At 49.5% G+C, this 16409-nt stretch carries 15 protein-coding genes; 9 read left to right on the top strand and 6 right to left on the bottom strand.

Annotated features, from left to right (window positions below):
* Nucleotides 1–190 precede the first annotated feature (190 nt).
* The 4 genes from HHL17_RS33945 to HHL17_RS15295 all read left to right on the top strand — a co-directional run bounded on the left by HHL17_RS33945 (nt 191) and on the right by HHL17_RS15295 (nt 1773).
* Nucleotides 191–376 (top strand): transposase, encoded by a 186-nt coding sequence (locus HHL17_RS33945; protein ID WP_394353273.1) that lies wholly within the window; start codon nt 191–193, stop codon nt 374–376.
* Nucleotides 377–503: 127 nt separating this feature from the next.
* Nucleotides 504–872, top strand: a complete 369-nt coding sequence (locus HHL17_RS15305; RefSeq protein WP_169225560.1) for a hypothetical protein — start codon at nt 504–506, stop codon at nt 870–872.
* Nucleotides 873–1092: 220 nt separating this feature from the next.
* A complete protein-coding gene (locus tag HHL17_RS15300) occupies nt 1093–1353 on the top strand; it encodes a hypothetical protein (protein ID WP_169225559.1) in 261 nt (86 codons plus the stop codon).
* A gap of 87 nt (nt 1354–1440) precedes the next feature.
* Complete coding sequence (locus tag HHL17_RS15295; RefSeq protein ID WP_169225558.1) at nt 1441–1773, top strand: hypothetical protein; 333 nt, start codon at nt 1441–1443, stop codon at nt 1771–1773.
* A 102-nt stretch (nt 1774–1875) separates the two neighbouring features.
* Here HHL17_RS15295 and HHL17_RS15290 read toward each other — a convergent pair whose 3' ends face one another.
* The 3 genes from HHL17_RS15290 to HHL17_RS15280 all read right to left on the bottom strand — a co-directional run bounded on the left by HHL17_RS15290 (nt 1876) and on the right by HHL17_RS15280 (nt 7827).
* The gene (locus tag HHL17_RS15290; protein ID WP_169225557.1) at nt 1876–3318 is read right to left on the bottom strand and encodes a SusD/RagB family nutrient-binding outer membrane lipoprotein; all 1443 of its coding nucleotides are present in this window, start codon (nt 3316–3318) and stop codon (nt 1876–1878) included.
* An 18-nt stretch (nt 3319–3336) separates the two neighbouring features.
* Complete coding sequence (locus HHL17_RS15285) at nt 3337–6786, bottom strand: SusC/RagA family TonB-linked outer membrane protein (RefSeq protein ID WP_169225556.1); 3450 nt, start codon at nt 6784–6786, stop codon at nt 3337–3339.
* A 96-nt stretch (nt 6787–6882) separates the two neighbouring features.
* Nucleotides 6883–7827 (bottom strand): FecR family protein, encoded by a 945-nt coding sequence (locus HHL17_RS15280; RefSeq protein WP_169225555.1) that lies wholly within the window; start codon nt 7825–7827, stop codon nt 6883–6885.
* Between the two features lie 166 nt (nt 7828–7993).
* On the opposite strand from HHL17_RS15280, the gene HHL17_RS15275 reads away from it, so the two are divergent.
* Nucleotides 7994–8497 (top strand): RNA polymerase sigma factor, encoded by a 504-nt coding sequence (locus HHL17_RS15275; protein WP_169225554.1) that lies wholly within the window; start codon nt 7994–7996, stop codon nt 8495–8497.
* Nucleotides 8498–8505: 8 nt separating this feature from the next.
* Here HHL17_RS15275 and HHL17_RS15270 read toward each other — a convergent pair whose 3' ends face one another.
* Complete coding sequence (locus HHL17_RS15270) at nt 8506–9072, bottom strand: HdeD family acid-resistance protein (protein ID WP_169225553.1); 567 nt, start codon at nt 9070–9072, stop codon at nt 8506–8508.
* Between the two features lie 170 nt (nt 9073–9242).
* Between HHL17_RS15270 and HHL17_RS15265 the strand changes: the two genes are divergently transcribed.
* Nucleotides 9243–10163 (top strand): acyl-CoA desaturase, encoded by a 921-nt coding sequence (locus HHL17_RS15265; protein ID WP_169225552.1) that lies wholly within the window; start codon nt 9243–9245, stop codon nt 10161–10163.
* A gap of 133 nt (nt 10164–10296) precedes the next feature.
* The gene (gene mgrA, locus HHL17_RS15260) at nt 10297–11298 is read left to right on the top strand and encodes an L-glyceraldehyde 3-phosphate reductase (RefSeq protein ID WP_169225551.1); all 1002 of its coding nucleotides are present in this window, start codon (nt 10297–10299) and stop codon (nt 11296–11298) included.
* A gap of 25 nt (nt 11299–11323) precedes the next feature.
* Here mgrA and HHL17_RS15255 read toward each other — a convergent pair whose 3' ends face one another.
* The gene (locus HHL17_RS15255) at nt 11324–12397 is read right to left on the bottom strand and encodes an NADH:flavin oxidoreductase/NADH oxidase (RefSeq protein ID WP_169225550.1); all 1074 of its coding nucleotides are present in this window, start codon (nt 12395–12397) and stop codon (nt 11324–11326) included.
* Nucleotides 12398–12534: 137 nt separating this feature from the next.
* Between HHL17_RS15255 and HHL17_RS15250 the strand changes: the two genes are divergently transcribed.
* On the top strand, nt 12535–13806 hold the full coding sequence (locus HHL17_RS15250) for a hypothetical protein (RefSeq protein ID WP_169225549.1): 1272 nt from the start codon (nt 12535–12537) through the stop codon (nt 13804–13806).
* A gap of 15 nt (nt 13807–13821) precedes the next feature.
* Complete coding sequence (locus HHL17_RS15245; RefSeq protein ID WP_206155994.1) at nt 13822–14535, top strand: phytanoyl-CoA dioxygenase family protein; 714 nt, start codon at nt 13822–13824, stop codon at nt 14533–14535.
* 56 nt (nt 14536–14591) lie between these two features.
* Here the strand turns inward: HHL17_RS15245 and HHL17_RS15240 are convergent, their stop codons facing one another.
* Complete coding sequence (locus HHL17_RS15240) at nt 14592–16400, bottom strand: RagB/SusD family nutrient uptake outer membrane protein (RefSeq protein WP_169225548.1); 1809 nt, start codon at nt 16398–16400, stop codon at nt 14592–14594.
* Nucleotides 16401–16409 lie beyond the last annotated feature (9 nt).

The following is a 16409-nucleotide window of genomic DNA, read 5'->3' as shown; positions in this document are numbered from 1 at the left end:
TGCGGTTTTTACGCAGGGCATGCATAGGTTCCGGATAACTAGGATGGGTAGGAGTTAAGATAGGCGGGGCTTTTGAGGTAAATTAGGGTATGGCAAGAGGCAAAACCATGACGATGGTGTTCAAGGCCAACCACCAACATCAGATCATGGCCTTCCCTCCTAGTTTGGATGAGTTGGTGGCAGCCGCAAGATCGAGCAGGCTTTACGGGAAAATATTTATTTTATGTGGCAGACCGGGATGAGCAAGCCGGATCACAATACGATCAACCGGTTCCGGGGCCAGCGGCTGCAAATTTGCTTTAAAATCGGCAGAGTGTCTTTGGAAGGCTTAACCAGACAGTTTTTTTGTTTGAAAAAATACCACATGAAGATGTGATTTTTTTTATTTGTATTAATCTAAATTAAACATCCGGTTTATATACCGCCACGTTTTGTTGTCTATATTTTTCCTGTAGTCAGGTTTGTTAAACTTTCCTTTTTCCTGTGAACTCAATTTGAATATCATGCAATATTCCCTGTATCGATTTGTAATGGTGGCTATGCTGTTATTTACTGCAACAGTATCCAGCGGGCAGATGGCAAGTGTCTATGATGCTCCTGTCGTTTTTCCGAAATCTCCTACTGCAGCAGGTGTTGATAAGTTTGGAGACTACCCGGTGAACCAGTTTTCGGGACTGCCTCAAATTAGTATTAATTTATATGAGATTACGGCTGGCGCATTGAAGGTGCCTATTACGCTAAGTTATCATGCTGCCGGTTTCCGTGTTAATGAAAAAGCCGGTTGGGCGGGGTTAGGTTGGACTGTATGGCAGGCGGGCAAATTACACGCAAAATTATGGGGAATCCGGACGAAGAGCCGTCAGGTTATTTGAGTGGCCAGCTGAGTGGTGCTGCTGGTGTTAACCCGGAAACAAGTAGTGGGATAAGTTATCTTTCTTCCGTCAGGAAGAGAAAAATTGATACGCAGCCCGATATCTTTACCTATAGCATAGGTGGCAGGAATGGAAAGTTTTTCTTCAATGGTCAGGATAACTTTAAAATAGCGCTTGTTCCTTTTTCGCCATTGTCATCACCTGTAGCCGTACCGGGTATATGTCTTTTAACATCAGGGACGAAAACGGTGACCAGTTCGGGTTTGGCGAGAGTGCCAGGGAAACCACGGTTACGCCGGGCACGGATTTCCAGATTAACAGCACATCCGGCTGGCTGCTGGAGCAAATGATATCCCAGAACGGGAGAGATACGGTGTCTTTTACGTATAACCCCACTGCAAGGGTGCAGATTCCTGATATAACGGAAGTATGGACGGTTGTAGATAATGTATCCAACTGGGACCTGCATCTCCTAATGTAACCCATGAACTTAACTATACCTATATGCAGTATTATTATAAATTCTAGTAAGTAGTGTATAAAAAAAATAAATTCTAATAAGTAGTGTATGAAAAAAAATATCGCTAAAATTATTTTGTTGATACTATTAACCGGCTGTGATGATATCTGTCGTACCAGTGGGGAGGAATTCCGTCAGTTGCAATACCACTTTGTTGTGGCCGAAAAACATACGGAGGACGCTAAAATATCCGTTATTACCGGAAAAGACAGTACCGGAAAAAATGAAAAATTTCGTCAGGTGGGCTTTCATAAGTTGTATGATGCGGCTACCCCCGGAGACACGCTTGTAAAGGAGGCTGGTAAAATGAGAACGTACCTTGTGAGAAAGGACACCACACTGACTTTTAAATATTACTGCCGGGGGGAAGAGGTTTATTAACCATCAATGGTGTAGAATAAAAAGAGGCTGTATCATAAATAAATGATACAGCCTCTATATTAAATCCCGAAATCCGAAAATCCCGAAATCAATAAATTCTGATTACTTCTGCCACCATACTTTGGTAGCAATATCATCTCCACCCATCGCCTGTACTACATTTTGGTAGTTAGCGGCATTGATGGTTTGCACAATAATCGGGAATTTCATACGGGCAGGCATATTCACACCGGCCACAATACCTTCGCCACGGGGCAGCACCGGGAAGCCGGTACGACGGTATTCAAACCACTGCTGCATATCGTTGAAGAACAGCGCAAAATATTTCTGGGTAAGCACCTGTTCAGGTGTATTGTTGAACGCAACACCCGGACGTGCCAGGAAATCCGCAGGCACCTGTGCGCCCCAGTAGGTAACGGAGGCCTTCACGCCGTTTTCGTACGCCGTTTGTGCGTTACCGGTAGCATAGCCACGCATAATGGATTCCGCCCGGATGAACTCCACTTCTGCATAGGTCATGATAGTACCAATCAGGTTGGATTTTTTCAGGTCCACGTTGAGCGTAGAGGCAATAATACCGGAGATATCATCAAACTGCTCCGGTTTGTAACCGCTCGGAATACCTCTGTATACGCCATCGCTGGCTTTTTTACCCCACAGCGGCAGCCGCGGGTCGTTCCAGGAAGTCAGCTTGTTCACAAAGTAAGTGGACAAAGCGCGGTCACCATTAAAATCGTAATCACGATAGCTGAAGAACGGGTTCTGGAAAGGCTTAATATTGGTATACTTCAATACGGCCGACTCGTCATTGTTAACCATGACAGGGTATTTATCAGGCGCATTCAACATATTGGCCAACTCCAGACGGGCATCGGCTGACTTATGCGCGATACGCATCAGCAAACGCAGACGGAGGGAGTTACACAGCTTTTTCCATTTGATGATATTAGCGGGAACGGCTACACTGTTAAACAACAGGTCATCACCCTGCTCTATGCCCTTGGTGGTCACAAACAGGCGGTTAGCGGTGTCCAGCTTGGCAATCAGATCGCGATAGATATCCTGCTGTGGGTCAAACCGGTTCTGCAGCTGGTTATCGGGATATCCGCGCAGGGCATCCTGGTATGGGATATCTCCATAAATATCAGTCAGGTTCTGGAAAAGCCATGCCCACAGGGTCAATGCAACTGCCTCGCTATTGACTTCCCCGGCCAGTTTGGCGGAGGCACGCATATCTTTCACGTTGTTCAGTGTCAGATAGTAGTTTTCCCACGGATAGTCTGATTCTGTGTTTTTGATGATGTACCGGTGCAGGTCAGTAGTAGAGATTTCGGTAACCGTCACCTGCATCAGTTCATTGTTGATACGGTGGGATTCTCTCAGGCCGGTGTTCATCCCATCGTACAGGATTGCATTGAGGAAGTTGCCTGCCGGCACCACTTTCAGCGTTTCCGGGTTATGCTGCATGTCCTCGAAGTTCTTGGTACAGGCTACGCTTGTACACAGTCCCAGCGCGACACCCATATAAATAAAATACTTTTTCATATATGCCTGTATGTTGTATTAGAAGTTGAGTTTTACGTTAACGCCCATGGTACGGGTAGAAGGGAATTGACCTGTTTCAAAGCCCGGTACGATGGAAGAGCTGTTCAGAGTGGCGGTTTCCGGATCGAAGGCCGGGAAATTGGACCATACAAAGAGATCGCGGCCATAGAGGCTCACCGCTGCGCCTCTGATGAAGGAGCGGCCAAAGACGCTGGCTGGGATGTTATAGCTCAGCACCACTTCACGCAGTTTGATATAGGAAGCGTCGAAAGTGTTGGACTCAACGTTGTTACGGTCATAGATGGCGTTGTAGTATTGGTCCATGTTGGTGACCAGTACATTGTTTGGCACATATTTACCGTTAGCGTCCAGCATCACGCCTTCACCGATCAGGCCATTGTCGCGGCCAGGCAGGGTTGATTTGATCTTGCCCTGTTCAGCCAGGATAGCGTGTGTGAGGGAGTAAATTTTACCGCCTTTACGCATATCGAACAGTACGGAGAGGGACAGGTTCTTATAGGTGAACTGGTTGTTCAGGCCGCCTCTCCAATCTGGATTGGCATTGCCGCGGAAGGTAGCTTCGGATGACAGTTGCGCAAGACCGTTCTTGTACACGATCTGTCCGTCGGGACTGCGCTGGAAGCCGATACCATACAACTCTCCAAGCGGATGGCCTTCCCTGGCTTCGAGCGTTCCTCTCGGGCCTTCGGCGATGATCAGGGACGTACCTACTTCAGGGTTCAGTTTAATCACCTCGTTGCGGTTGCGTGACCAGTTGATGGTGGATTTCCACTGGAAGTTTTTCAGCTTCACCGGTGTTACGTTCAGCATCACCTCTACACCCCTGTTCTCTACAATACCTACGTTGGCCAGCTGGTATTCGTAACCAGTAGAACGGTCGATCGGAATAGCAGAAATCTGGTTGATAGCGCGCTGGCGGTACCAGGTAACGTCAAAGCCTACACGGTTATTGAACAATTTCCATTCTGTACCGAATTCCAGTGCGTTGTTACGCTGCGGTTGGAGGTTCGGGTTAGGAATGGTGGTTGGATTGCTCATGCTGCCGGTGATAGAGCCGGCTTCATAATCTTTCTCCAGGGAGTAGGTACCGAAAGGCGCATCAAACCCAACGCTGGCGTATGAAGTACGCAGCTTGGCATAAGACACGAAAGACGGCAGTTGTACCATTTCGCTCAGCACAGCGCTGGCGGCGATGGAAGGATAATAGAAAACGTTGTTCTGCAGTGGCAGCGTGCTGGACTGGTCTCTGCGAAGCGTCAGATCGAGGAACAGTTTATTTTTCCAGGAGGTGTTCACAAAGGCGTACAGGCTGTTTACCTGCGCTACAGGACGGGAAGAGCTGGAGAGCACCGGGTCTTTACTGTTGGCGAGGTTGTATACGCCTACCGCAGCCAGTTTGTCCGCACGTTGGTTGGTATAATAACGGCGCTGGTTGCGTACGTTACCGCCTACGCTGGCGATGACATTGAAGTCGGCGCCGATATTTTTATTGTAGCGCAGCAGGAAGTCGTTGTTGTTTTCGTAGTTCATCACGGTCTGCTGACGGTACATACCGTCCTGGAACTTCTGGGTATTTTTAGGACGGCGCTGGTTCCGGAATTCGTAGCCCATATCGAGGCCGCTGCGCAGCATCAGTTCCAGGTTGTCAAGAATTTTGTACTTCACCATCACGTTGCCGGTAACGTTGTGCCGGTTGGAGGCGTTGATCATTTCATTTACGATCAGGTACGGGTTGTCAATCAATGAGCTGAAAGGATGGTTCTGTTCGATGCCTTCTCTGCCGGGCTTCCAGTATGGCTGATACCAGTTCAGGTCCACGTTGGGATTCTGGAAGTTGATAAAATAGGCGACAGACTGGTTGTTATAGCCGGAGTTAGGCAGGTTGTCGGCGATTTTGTTCGTATAGTCGATCTTGGTAGACAGGGAGATTTTTTTGCTTACCTGTGTATTCCCGGAGAAAGAGATGGAGTAACGTTTGTAGCCGGTGTTGGGCATGATCCATTCGTTCTTCATGTGCGTGAAGCTCAGGCGCATATCACCTTTATCGTTACTGCCGGCCACGGAAACGGTGTTGGTATTGGTAAGACCGGTACGGAAGAAGTCCTTGCGGTTGTTTTTATAAGGTACCCAGGGCGTACGTTCTGTTCTTACACCATTAGCGTCCATGGGGGAGTTGAACTGGAAGTAGGACTGTCCGTCGAACTTAGGTCCCCATGAGGAACTGGTAGAAGAGGTATTGGAGCCGTCGGCAGTTTTGCCGTAGGAATAATACTTGGCGTTGTTGGTACCCTGGCCGTATTCATATTGATAATCGGGCCAGTTGTTGATCTGATCGAAAGCGAGGTTGCTGCTAACGGTCACGCCCATACCTTTTGTATTGCGGGTACCGTTTTTGGTGGTCACGATGATAGCGCCACCGGCACCACGGGCGCCGTACAGCGCAGCAGCGCTGGGGCCTTTCAGTACGTTGATGGATTCGATATCGTCCGGGTTGAGGTCTGTGAGAGCAGAACCGAAGTCGATGGGGCTGTCGTTGCCAAGGTATCCCTGATGGCCAGTGCCGTTGAAGGATTTATTAACGATCACGCCGTCTACTACGAGGATAGCTTCACCACCTTGTCCGTCGAGGATGCTTTCCCCGCGGAGCACAACACGGCTGCTGCCCATAGGGCCGCCGGCTTTGGTGAGGTTGAGGCCAGCTACTTTACCGCTGAGGGCATTCACAAAACCATTGGTGGGAGCGGCGCTAACGGCGCTGCCATCCAGTTTTTGTGTAGCGAAGCCGAGACTTTTCTGTTCACGGGAAATACCCAACGCAGTTACCACTACGCTGTTCAGTTCGCGGCTGTTTGGTTTCAGGGAGATTTTAACCACGTCTTCCTTGCCGGTCACCGTATATTTTTCCGTAGTAAAGCCCATGTATGAAAAAATGAGGGTGGCGCCGGTGGCGGTTTTCACGGAGAATACGCCGGAAACGTCTGTGGTGCCCAGCATTTTACCGTGCTGGTCTATGATGCTCACACCCGGCAGTGGGGTGTTAGCATCATCGGTCACTTTGCCCTGTACCACCTGGATATCAGTAGTGGCGCTTACCGGCGCGGGATTGTACTTCACAGATACCTGGTTGCCTTCCAGGAGGAACTGCAGGCCATAATTTTTTTGCAGGTACTCCAGGGCCGCTTTAATGCTGGACTGATGAAAGGTGATGTGTTCTACCTTTACTTTTTCCAGTGCCTGTTGCTGATAAGAGAAATGGTAACCGGGCGCCTGTTTTTGCAGACTGGCCACTACCATGGCCAGGTTGGAACCATGCAGGTCCACCTGGATGGCCTGGGCCTGTACCTGGGCACTCATTACAGCTACCAGTGCTAATGACCAGCAACCAATCTTTGCGCGGTATTGCCATCCGGAAACAGGTTGGAACCACCGTTGCAGATTCTTTTTCATACTGTTGTTTTGAAGTTTTGTTTGCTTTACAGGAATAAATAGTCCCCCTACACCGCTTTTGGCGATGCCTCACATGATGATGCGGGTAAATATGTTTTATTGAATAATGATGCTGTCGCTCCGCTGCTGAAAATTAAGCTCCCAGATGAAAGCCAGGTGCTGTAACACTTTCGGCAGATCGTTGGACGGGAATACGGCGGTTACTGTTTGTTGTTGTGGTTTGCCGGCATAAATAAAATGCAGTCCATATGTATTTTCAAGTTGAAGCAATACTTCTTTAAATGGTGTATTGACAAAATTCAGTTGTCCTTTGCGCCAGCTGTCGGCTTGTGTAGGGAGCAACTGTGTAACAGTTGTATGATGTGTGTGTTTATCGAATATGAGTAGTTGTCCGGGGGACAGGATTTTTTCTCCGGAGAGGCTGTCGCAGGTGACGCCGATCTTACCGCTTTGCAGGGCGATGCGCGTTTCGCCGGCGCCAGGCAGTGCGTTCACGTTAAAGGCGGTGCCATATACGCGAGCGGTGGTGCTGCCAGCTTGTACCACAAAAGGCCGGTTGGCGTCAGGGTGGATTTCAAAGAAGGCCTCCCCTGCCAGTTCCACCTGTCTGTCTTTTTTATTATAGGCAGATGAATAACGGACTACCGCATGTTTGTTGAGCGTGACAGTAGACGCATCGGGCAGTTGAATGGTTCGTACAATGTTGCTGTCGTTGCGTATTTCCGTCCAGGCCAGCTGTTGTGGCGCGGATAAAGAGAAAGCCCACCAGGCGGCGCCGGCAACGGCAGCCACGCAGGCAGCAGCAGCGGCGGTGGTAAGCCAGCGCCATTTCCCTTTAGGGGCCGGCGCCATCGCGATCACCTGTGAAGCGAGGTGACGGCGCTCTTGTTCAGTAGATGTTTGCGCAATAGCATCCCAGTGCTGTTCCATGAAGAGATCTATCCATTCAGCGCCCTGCTGGTCCAGCCACTGCTGCACCTGCCTGGCTTCTTCTGCCGGACAGTGTCCCTGAAAATATTTAATGATGCGTTCCTGGTCCATTTTTCGTTTAGTGCTTCCCGGTAGGCTATCGCTACCCTTCCGGAAGCCGTGTTTGAATAATACACGTATGCAACGGAAAATGCCTGTACAAAAAAAGCGGGCTTAACAATTTGTTAATCTACGGGCTATTAACACCGCCGTAATTTTGTGGCATACAAAAATCAACATGTCATTGGCACATCAACAGGAAGAAAGGCTGCAGCGGATAATAGACCAAACCTATGACAAACTTTTTGGGGTACTGTTCGCACTTTGCAAAGACCATGACCTATGCGCCGACCTGGTGCAACAGGCTTATATCAAGGTATGGGAGAATCTTGACAGTATCCGGGACGATGAAAAAATAATTGCCTTATTAAAAGTCTACGGTAGAAACCTGTTCCTGGACGAGCTGCGTAAAAAAGCGCGCCAGGAGGAGGCCTTGTCGCAATACACACCGGAAACAACGGCCCCTTCCCCGGAAGAAAAATTAATGGAACAGGAGCTGCAGCGCAGGCTGCAAACCACAATCAACCGTTTGCCTGCACAGCAGCAGCAAATTTTCCGGTTGCATAAAGAACATGCTTATAGTTACAAACAGATCTCTACCCAGCTCAATATCACTACCGGTACTATCGAAACACAAATGAACAGGGCATTAAAATTTTTGAGGAAAGAACTGGGGCGATAAACGTATCGTTATTGAAATAATTTCTTCACATGTTTCAGCCGGAAGGCAAAGACGATGCTCAATACGCCGGTCACCCAGAAGGCTGCCGCCATTACGCCCAGAATAGTGGCCACGCCCAATGCAGGGTTGTCGAGTATCACGATGGCGATCATGATCAACAGGATGCCTCCTACCAGCACCCAGCCCCAGTTGGGGATTTTGTCCGTGCTGAGCGCTATCGCGAACACGATCAGGCTGATGCCTTTGAACATGAACCAGAACCCCAGGAAAATGGGGATGACCGCCATGCTGATAGCGGGATATAACATCAGGATGAACCCCACCACTACGTCTATAATGCCTGATGCGAGTGACCATCCCCAGCCGTGCATGGACCGCCGGTTGCCCGTAGCAAAAATGATCTCAAAAATGCCGGTCACGAATAAGGTTACACTGAAAAAGATACTAAGCAGCACATAGCTGCTGAATGGATTACTGAAAACAATGAAGCCCGCAATAATGAAGATGATGCCATTGAGCAGATAAAGCCACCAGTACTTTACATTGTTGCGGATAGCTGACAGGACCTGTGACATATATGAATTTTATTTTATTGTTATAAAATAATGACAATGTATATCTTCCTAACACCTGTCCGCTTAAAAAGTTCGGGGCAACGACCCTCGGTTTCACGGTGAAATGCCCTAACTTTGTCAAAATGATTTAAATCATAAATTTAATACACCACGGAAACTATATTTGCAGAATGAATAAGGCGATCAAGCAAGACAGAATATCACCTAACTGGTGGCATCAAGTGGATTTTCTGGGAATTCATGCAGTTCCCTTGCTGGCATTTTTTACCGGCACCACGGCATTTGACTGGATACTGTGCGGCGTATTGTACGTAGTGCGCATGTTTTTTGTAACAGCCGGTTATCACCGGTACTTCTCTCATCGCGCTTTTAAAACGTCGCGGTTCTTTCAATTTATCCTTGCCGGTGGTGCACAGAGCAGCTTACAGAAAGGCGCGCTCTGGTGGTCTGCCAATCACCGTATTCACCACAAGCACAGTGATACGCCTGAAGATCCTCACTCTGCCAATATCTATGGTATCTGGTACGCCCATATCGGCTGGATCATGGGCCCTGAATACAAACCTACCCGTTTTGACCTGATCAAAGATCACAAAGCGAAAGAACTGTTCTGGCTCAACAAATGGCACATGGTGCCAGCTGTAGTACTGGCCATAGCAGTATATTTTGTGGGCAATAAAGTAAACGGCACTGGATGGTTCGACTGGACAGCAGGGTTGTCTACCTTGTTGATAGGCTTCTTCCTGAGCACTGTTATCCTATACCACGGTACCTTTACCATCAACTCCCTGATGCATAAAATCGGCAAACAACGTTATTATACCGGTGACCAGTCCCGTAACAGCCTTGTTCTGGCACTGATCACCCTGGGTGAAGGATGGCACAACAACCACCACTACTATCAGAGCGCTGCCCGTCAGGGTTTCTACTGGTGGGAAATCGACATCAGCTACTATGTGATCAAAACTCTGGGCTGGCTGGGCATTGTATGGGAAATCCGTCCTGTGCCGGCTAAAGTACAGAACAGCAACAAACTGAAAGATATCCAGGCAGGACGTGTAGCCGTGCCCGAAGGACAATTACAGGATTAATTACGAATGACGAAAATATAAAAGCGAAGACCTCGGCAACACACGCTCAGGTCTTCGCTTTTATATTTTGTGATCATCTCCCTGTATTAATTCGTAATTGATTGTTATCTTGTTTCCCTGAAAAAAACGATACATGCAATATACACCAGCTACCAACAGATATGACGCCATGATGTACAAGCGTTGTGGTAAAAGCGGCCTGCAATTGCCGGCCGTATCACTGGGCCTGTGGCACAACTTCGGCTCCATTGACAACTATGAAAATGGCCGTAGTATTATCCGTAGGGCCTTCGATAAAGGCATCACCCATTTTGACCTGGCCAACAACTATGGTCCGGTACCGGGCAGCGCGGAAGAAAATTTCGGGCGTATTCTCCGGCAGGATTTCACCGGGCATCTGCGTGACGAGCTGGTGATCTCCACCAAAGCCGGCTACCTGATGTGGCCCGGCCCTTATGGCGACAAAGGCTCCCGCAAATACCTCATCTCCAGCCTCGACCAGAGCCTGCGCCGTATGGGACAGGAATACGTGGACATATTCTACTCCCACCGCCCCGATCCGGAGACGCCTATCGAAGAGACCATGGGTGCGCTGCATAGCATCGTGCAACAGGGAAAAGCGCTCTATGTGGGCCTCTCCAACTATACCGCTGAACAAACCAAAGAGGCTGTCGCCGTACTGAAATCACTGGGTACGCCCTGCCTGATCCATCAGCCTAAATACAGCATGTTTGAAAGATGGGTGGAAAATGGCCTGCTCGATGTGCTTGAGGCTAACGGTATCGGCTGTATTCCTTTCTCACCGCTGGCACAAGGCCTCCTCACCGACCGTTACCTGAATGGTATCCCCGCAGGTTCACGTGCCAGCAAACCCAGCGGCTTCCTGCAGGAAAATGAAGTATCTGATGAGAAAATAGCTAAAATCAGGCAGCTCAACAGCCTGGCGCAGGAACGCGGTCAGTCCCTCGCCCAGATGGCGCTGGCATGGATACTGAAAGACAAACGTATCACCACGGTGCTCATTGGCGCCAGCTCCGTAGCGCAGCTGGACAACAACCTTGACACGCTGAAGAACGTGTCTTTCACTGCTGAAGAACTGGAAAAAATTGAAAATATCCTGCACGGCCGGGGCTAAACGCCCCGGGCCGCAGGCCTGTATGTTAACGGGGTTTGGCCCGCTCATATTGCACCGGCCATTTGACGCCGGTATCGCCCAGCAGATGGGCCGCCCGTAAAGGGAAATAAGGATCGCGCAATAGTTCGCGCGCCAGCAGCACCATATCTGCCTTGCCCTGTTCAATGATGGACTCCGCTTCCTGAGCAGTAGTAATAAGTCCTACCGCACCGGTAGCTATCTTCGCTTCTTTTTTAATTGTCTCTGCAAAAGGAGTCTGGTACAATGGCCCCAGGTTGATTTTCTGATGCGGTACCAGTCCGCCGGATGAACAATCAATCAGGTCCACCTCCTCCGCCTTCAGCAGCGTGGCCAGTTGTGTGGACTGCTCCAGGTCCCAGCCGCCGGGCGCCCAATCGGTAGCGGATATACGTACCAGTAAAGGCAGTTCCTTGGGCCATACCGCTCTTACTGATTCCACCGTCTGCAACAACATGCGTACCCTGTTTTCAAAGCTGCCACCATATTCGTCGGTACGCTGATTGCTCAGCGGCGACAGGAAACTGTGCAGCAGATAACCATGTGCTGCATGTATCTCCACCACTTTAAAACCCGCCTGTAATGCTCTGGCAGCCGCTTTCCTGAAATCGTTCAGTACTTCCAGGATACCTTCCTGTGTGAGGGCTACCGGCATCGGATATACGTCGTTGAACGGAATGGCACTGGGGGCATATACATCTTCCCAACCACCGTCTGCCGGCGTTACAGTGCCGCTCCCCTCCCATGGCCTTCGTGTGCTGGATTTTCTGCCGGCATGTGCCAGCTGGATGCCCGGCACCGCTCCCTGTCCGGCAATGAATGCCGTAATGCGTTGCAACATGGGGATGTGCTCATCTTTCCAGATGCCCAGGTCCTGCGGGGAAATACGGCCCTCGGGAGATACGGCCGCTGCTTCAGTGAGCACCAGTCCGGCCCCGCCTACTGCCCGGCTGCCCAGATGCACCAGGTGCCAGTCGTTGGCAAAACCATCTTCAGAGGAGTACTCACACATCGGAGATACCGCGATACGGTTACGCAGCGTGACCGTTCTCAGCTGCAAAGGAGTGAACAAATGCGCCATGGGCTCTCGTTTTATCTACTTAAAAATAAGCTATTCTCCCCGAACTGCCATCTTATCAGGTGCTGTTAAAGTAATGCTAAAGACTTTGCACTGAATAATAATATTCCATATTATCGTAACATTATCCAACTAGCCTTATGCAGCAAACCCTGAATCCCCCCCAAACATGGCCGGTCATCAACCGGATACTTTTTCGTTTCTTTTCGATTTACCTGTTGTTATATCACTTTGCCGGATACATTCCCCAGGTATGGTGGGACAATGCTGTTACGCGGGCAGGTCAACTATTGCTCCGCAAAGATTATAGCATTCAGGCATGGCCAATGGGCAGTGGTGATACCACGTTTAACTATCTTCAGTTATTCTGTCTGCTGCTCATAGCGTTGACCGGATGCCTGCTCTGGTCAGTCATCGACAGAAAACGCAAAAACTATGATAAGGCGCAATACTGGGTTATGGTACCGCTTTGTTACACCTTAGCCATGGCTACGTTAAAATATGGTATGGCCAAAGTATTCCCGGGTCAGTTTGAGGAGCTGTCTCTCTATAAACTGGAACAACCGCTGGGCGAAAGTTCCCCCATGGGACTGGCATGGACGTTCATGGGTTACTCCCGCGGCTACACGATCTTCTCCGGAATAGCCGAATGCCTGGGCGGCTTCCTGTTATTGTTTCGGCGTACCCGCCTGCTGGGAGCCCTGGTATGCATAGCAGTCATGACCAATGTCGTGGCGCTGAACTTCTTCTACGATATCTGTGTAAAACTTTATTCAGGCCATCTGCTACTCACAGCCCTATTCCTTATTATGCCTGATATGAAACGGATGGTCCGCTTTTTTATACTACAACAACCGGTATCAATCACCACTCAATATTACCCGGTATTCACCACGCGGTGGAAACGGTATGTGTTCAATAGCCTCAGGTATGCTGCCGTCGTGTGGGTACTTTGGTATACTGTTAAAATAGGAATCTATGTTGATCGTTCGTACCAAAAAAGGCACATCAAAGGGGCCATTTTCGGCACCTACGAAGTCTTCAGTTTTTCTCCACTTTTAAAAGACCAACTGGCAACAAGCACCCATACCTTTCCCCCGCTGAAGAAAGTAAGACCAGCATGGAAAACGCTTTACTTCGAAAAAGGCGGGATACTGCTTTACCAGGAAGCAGAAAATATGAAAGGAGCGGCTGTAAACGCAGATACGGTAACGCATATACTGAACTGGAAAGCCCAGGATGACACTGAATCCGTTCATATGCATTATACCTTCAACGGAGATACCCTGACACTGAAAGGCACCATTGGCAACGATAGTGTGCTGGTCAGCCTGCGCAGGAAGGACAGAGATCACTCTCTGCTGACGAACAGGGGATTTCACTGGGTGAATGAAACACCGTTCAACAAATAACCTGTACATTTGAAGATGATAAAAGATATCGAAGTACACCGGCAACAGCTGGCCACACAAGGATATACCGTACTGGAAGATATATTTTCCGAAGAAGAAGTACAGGCTATACTGCAACAGATATCAGCAGCAGACACCAGTCAGACGGTGTTCCGCAAAACAGCCGATCTGTTTGCCATCCGGCAGTTTCTGCAATCAGTGCCGGGTGTGCGGAACACTATTTTTACGCCGGCATTACAGTCCATTATTCATACCCTGTTTGGAGAAGATTATGTGCCGGTAAAATCCATCTATTTCGATAAGCCGGGGCAATCCAACTGGTTTGTGGCATGGCACCAGGACCTGACTATTTCCGTTCGCGAGCGCCTGCCTGTGGAGGGCTTCGGCCCCTGGACCGTCAAACAGAACCAGTATGCCGTTCAGCCGCCTTTGTCCCTACTGGAAAACATTTACACCATCCGGCTGCACCTCGATGATACCGACGCACAGAATGGTGCTTTAAAAGTGATCCCTGGTACACACTTACAGGGAATTGTACGCCCGGATACTATTTCCCTGCAAGAGACTCCCGAAGTAAGCTGCAGCGTAAAAAGCGGTGGTGTTATGATTATGCGGCCATTGCTGATGCATGCGTCCTCCCGCAGTACCAGTGGCTCCAACCGCAGGGTGGTACATATGGAGTTCTCTAACCGCAGTCTTCCCGGCGGATTAACATGGTCGGAGCAATAAAAAAACGGAATGCACTTTTACCGCGCACTCCGTTTTGCAATTCTTTTTTTTATTATTTAGTATCCCGGATTTTGCTTCAGCACTGATGCCCCATTTTTAACGCTCAGGTCTATCTGGCGTTGTGGAATCGGGTAATACTTATTTCTCGCGCTGAAATTGCCGGTGGCAATATCTGATGTGATCGTTCTCTCATAAGTAAAATAACGGGTGATCTCTGTTTGTGCCAGTCCCCATCTTACCAGGTCAAAGAAACGATGTCCTTCCATGGCCAGTTCCAGCTTACGTTCGAAACGGACCGCTTTCAACGCGAAATCTTTTCCGCCACCAGCAAAGGTGCCTGCCGGATATGGGCTGACGTGATAATTGGCCGCTGGCTCATCAGTGTTGCCACCCATAGGATCATCGGGGTCAATGTATTCTTTCACCCATCCTACCGGATTGGCAGCGCGCTCACGGACCATATTCACATAAGCTTCTGCCTTGTCGAGGCTACCGGCATTGGCCTGGCATTCTGCCGCCATCAGCAGTACGTCAGCAAAACGTATCAGTACATAATTGATAGCGTTGCCTGGCGCCCAGGAATTGCCGTCATAGAATTTATCCTGGTTCACCTGCATGTACACATTTTTGAGGGCCGCATAAGGGCCGGCTGATTGCTGATTACGTACCCATGCCATCCCCGGGTGCAGGCCCCAATCGAGGAAAGGAATACCACGACGGCCTACGGTCCAGTCCAGGCGCGGGTCCAGGTTCCCGTTGTCCGGCGTAAAAGCTATGGTATCGGGCACGCCCATATCATTTTTTACCGGGTGTTGATTAAAGTTGTCCAGGTAAGGCAGCCCGTCATCATCCGTCCGGAAGGAGTTCACCAGGTCCTGCGAAGGCTGATAGAATCCGCAGCAGCTGAATGGCCCGTTGTACGGATAGTTCAGCATCTGGCCCTGGTTCGCATTGCCGGTACCGCCGGAACCATCGTTGGCGCTGTATTGTATGGAGAATACCGCCTCCTTGTTATTTTCCGTGAAAGCATCGAAGTTATCGTGGAAATGTTCCATGAGGCCAAACTTCACGCCCTTGGTAGTGACGCCGGAATTGATCACATCTTCCAGCAGCGGCATAGCGGCCGCAAACTTGCCCTGGTACAATAATGTTTTAGCGAGATAGGCCACAGCAGCCCATTTATTGGCGCGCCCTACTTCCTTTTGTGTTTCGGGCAGGTGATCAGCGGCATATTTAAAATCCGCTTCAATCATTGGCCAGATATCTTTATCATTCGGTACTTTATAATCATCTACCACCAGCTTCTGGTAGTTGGCAGCATTTTCATCTACCCAGGGTACTTTATCAAACATCTTCTTCAGGTCGGAGTAATAGTGGGCACGCAGGAAACGGGCCTCTCCCGCCACGACCTGTTTTTCGGCGTCTGTCATGTCCGTCACTTTTGCGAGCACGTGCAACGTGAAGTTACAACGACGGATACCTTCGTAATCCACCCGCCATTTATCATTGAAGAAGCCGTTGCTGGAATTGGCGACGAAAGTAACGATCTGGAGGATAGAAGCCGCATCACTGGGATCACTGCCTTTGTGGGCATCACCACCGGCCACGCTGCCGTAGATCCAGTTGTCCGGTGATACCGCGTAACCGCTGCCGCCGGAGAGATTTTTCATATCGCTGTCCTGGTAATCCTGTCCGTCCAGCGCGCCATAAGCCCCGATGAGCAGGGTATTCACGCCTTTTTTATTGGTAAGGGCCTCTTCCTGTAAGGATGATTGTGGTTCGCGCTCCAGGAAACTCTTGCTACAACCCGCGAGCAGCAGGGTTGTAAAAGAAGCGCCCAACACTATATGATAGAATGTTTTCATGGTCTTTTA

Origin of the sequence: Chitinophaga fulva (assembly GCF_012927205.1) — a bacterium.
In the GTDB taxonomy this organism is placed as follows: Bacteria; Bacteroidota; Bacteroidia; order Chitinophagales; family Chitinophagaceae; genus Chitinophaga; species Chitinophaga fulva.
This window is presented reverse-complemented; position numbering and strand designations above follow the sequence as displayed.

Bases quoted from the DNA above. Each gene is read 5' to 3' on its own strand.
- HHL17_RS15265 (WP_169225552.1), top strand. From the start codon at position 9,243: ATGAATAAGGCGATCAAGCAAGACAGAATATCACCTAACTGGTGGCAT.
- HHL17_RS15250 (WP_169225549.1), top strand. From the start codon at position 12,535: ATGCAGCAAACCCTGAATCCCCCCCAAACATGGCCGGTCATCAACCGG.
- HHL17_RS15290 (WP_169225557.1), bottom strand. From the start codon at position 3,318: ATGAAAAAGTATTTTATTTATATGGGTGTCGCGCTGGGACTGTGTACA.
- mgrA (WP_169225551.1), top strand. From the start codon at position 10,297: ATGCAATATACACCAGCTACCAACAGATATGACGCCATGATGTACAAG.
- HHL17_RS15275 (WP_169225554.1), top strand. From the start codon at position 7,994: ATGTCATTGGCACATCAACAGGAAGAAAGGCTGCAGCGGATAATAGAC.
- HHL17_RS15255 (WP_169225550.1), bottom strand. From the start codon at position 12,397: ATGGCGCATTTGTTCACTCCTTTGCAGCTGAGAACGGTCACGCTGCGT.
- HHL17_RS15300 (WP_169225559.1), top strand. From the start codon at position 1,093: ATGTCTTTTAACATCAGGGACGAAAACGGTGACCAGTTCGGGTTTGGC.
- HHL17_RS15240 (WP_169225548.1), bottom strand. From the start codon at position 16,400: ATGAAAACATTCTATCATATAGTGTTGGGCGCTTCTTTTACAACCCTG.
- HHL17_RS15245 (WP_206155994.1), top strand. From the start codon at position 13,822: ATGATAAAAGATATCGAAGTACACCGGCAACAGCTGGCCACACAAGGA.
- HHL17_RS15285 (WP_169225556.1), bottom strand. From the start codon at position 6,786: ATGAAAAAGAATCTGCAACGGTGGTTCCAACCTGTTTCCGGATGGCAA.
- HHL17_RS15305 (WP_169225560.1), top strand. From the start codon at position 504: ATGCAATATTCCCTGTATCGATTTGTAATGGTGGCTATGCTGTTATTT.
- HHL17_RS15270 (WP_169225553.1), bottom strand. From the start codon at position 9,072: ATGTCACAGGTCCTGTCAGCTATCCGCAACAATGTAAAGTACTGGTGG.
- HHL17_RS15295 (WP_169225558.1), top strand. From the start codon at position 1,441: ATGAAAAAAAATATCGCTAAAATTATTTTGTTGATACTATTAACCGGC.
- HHL17_RS15280 (WP_169225555.1), bottom strand. From the start codon at position 7,827: ATGGACCAGGAACGCATCATTAAATATTTTCAGGGACACTGTCCGGCA.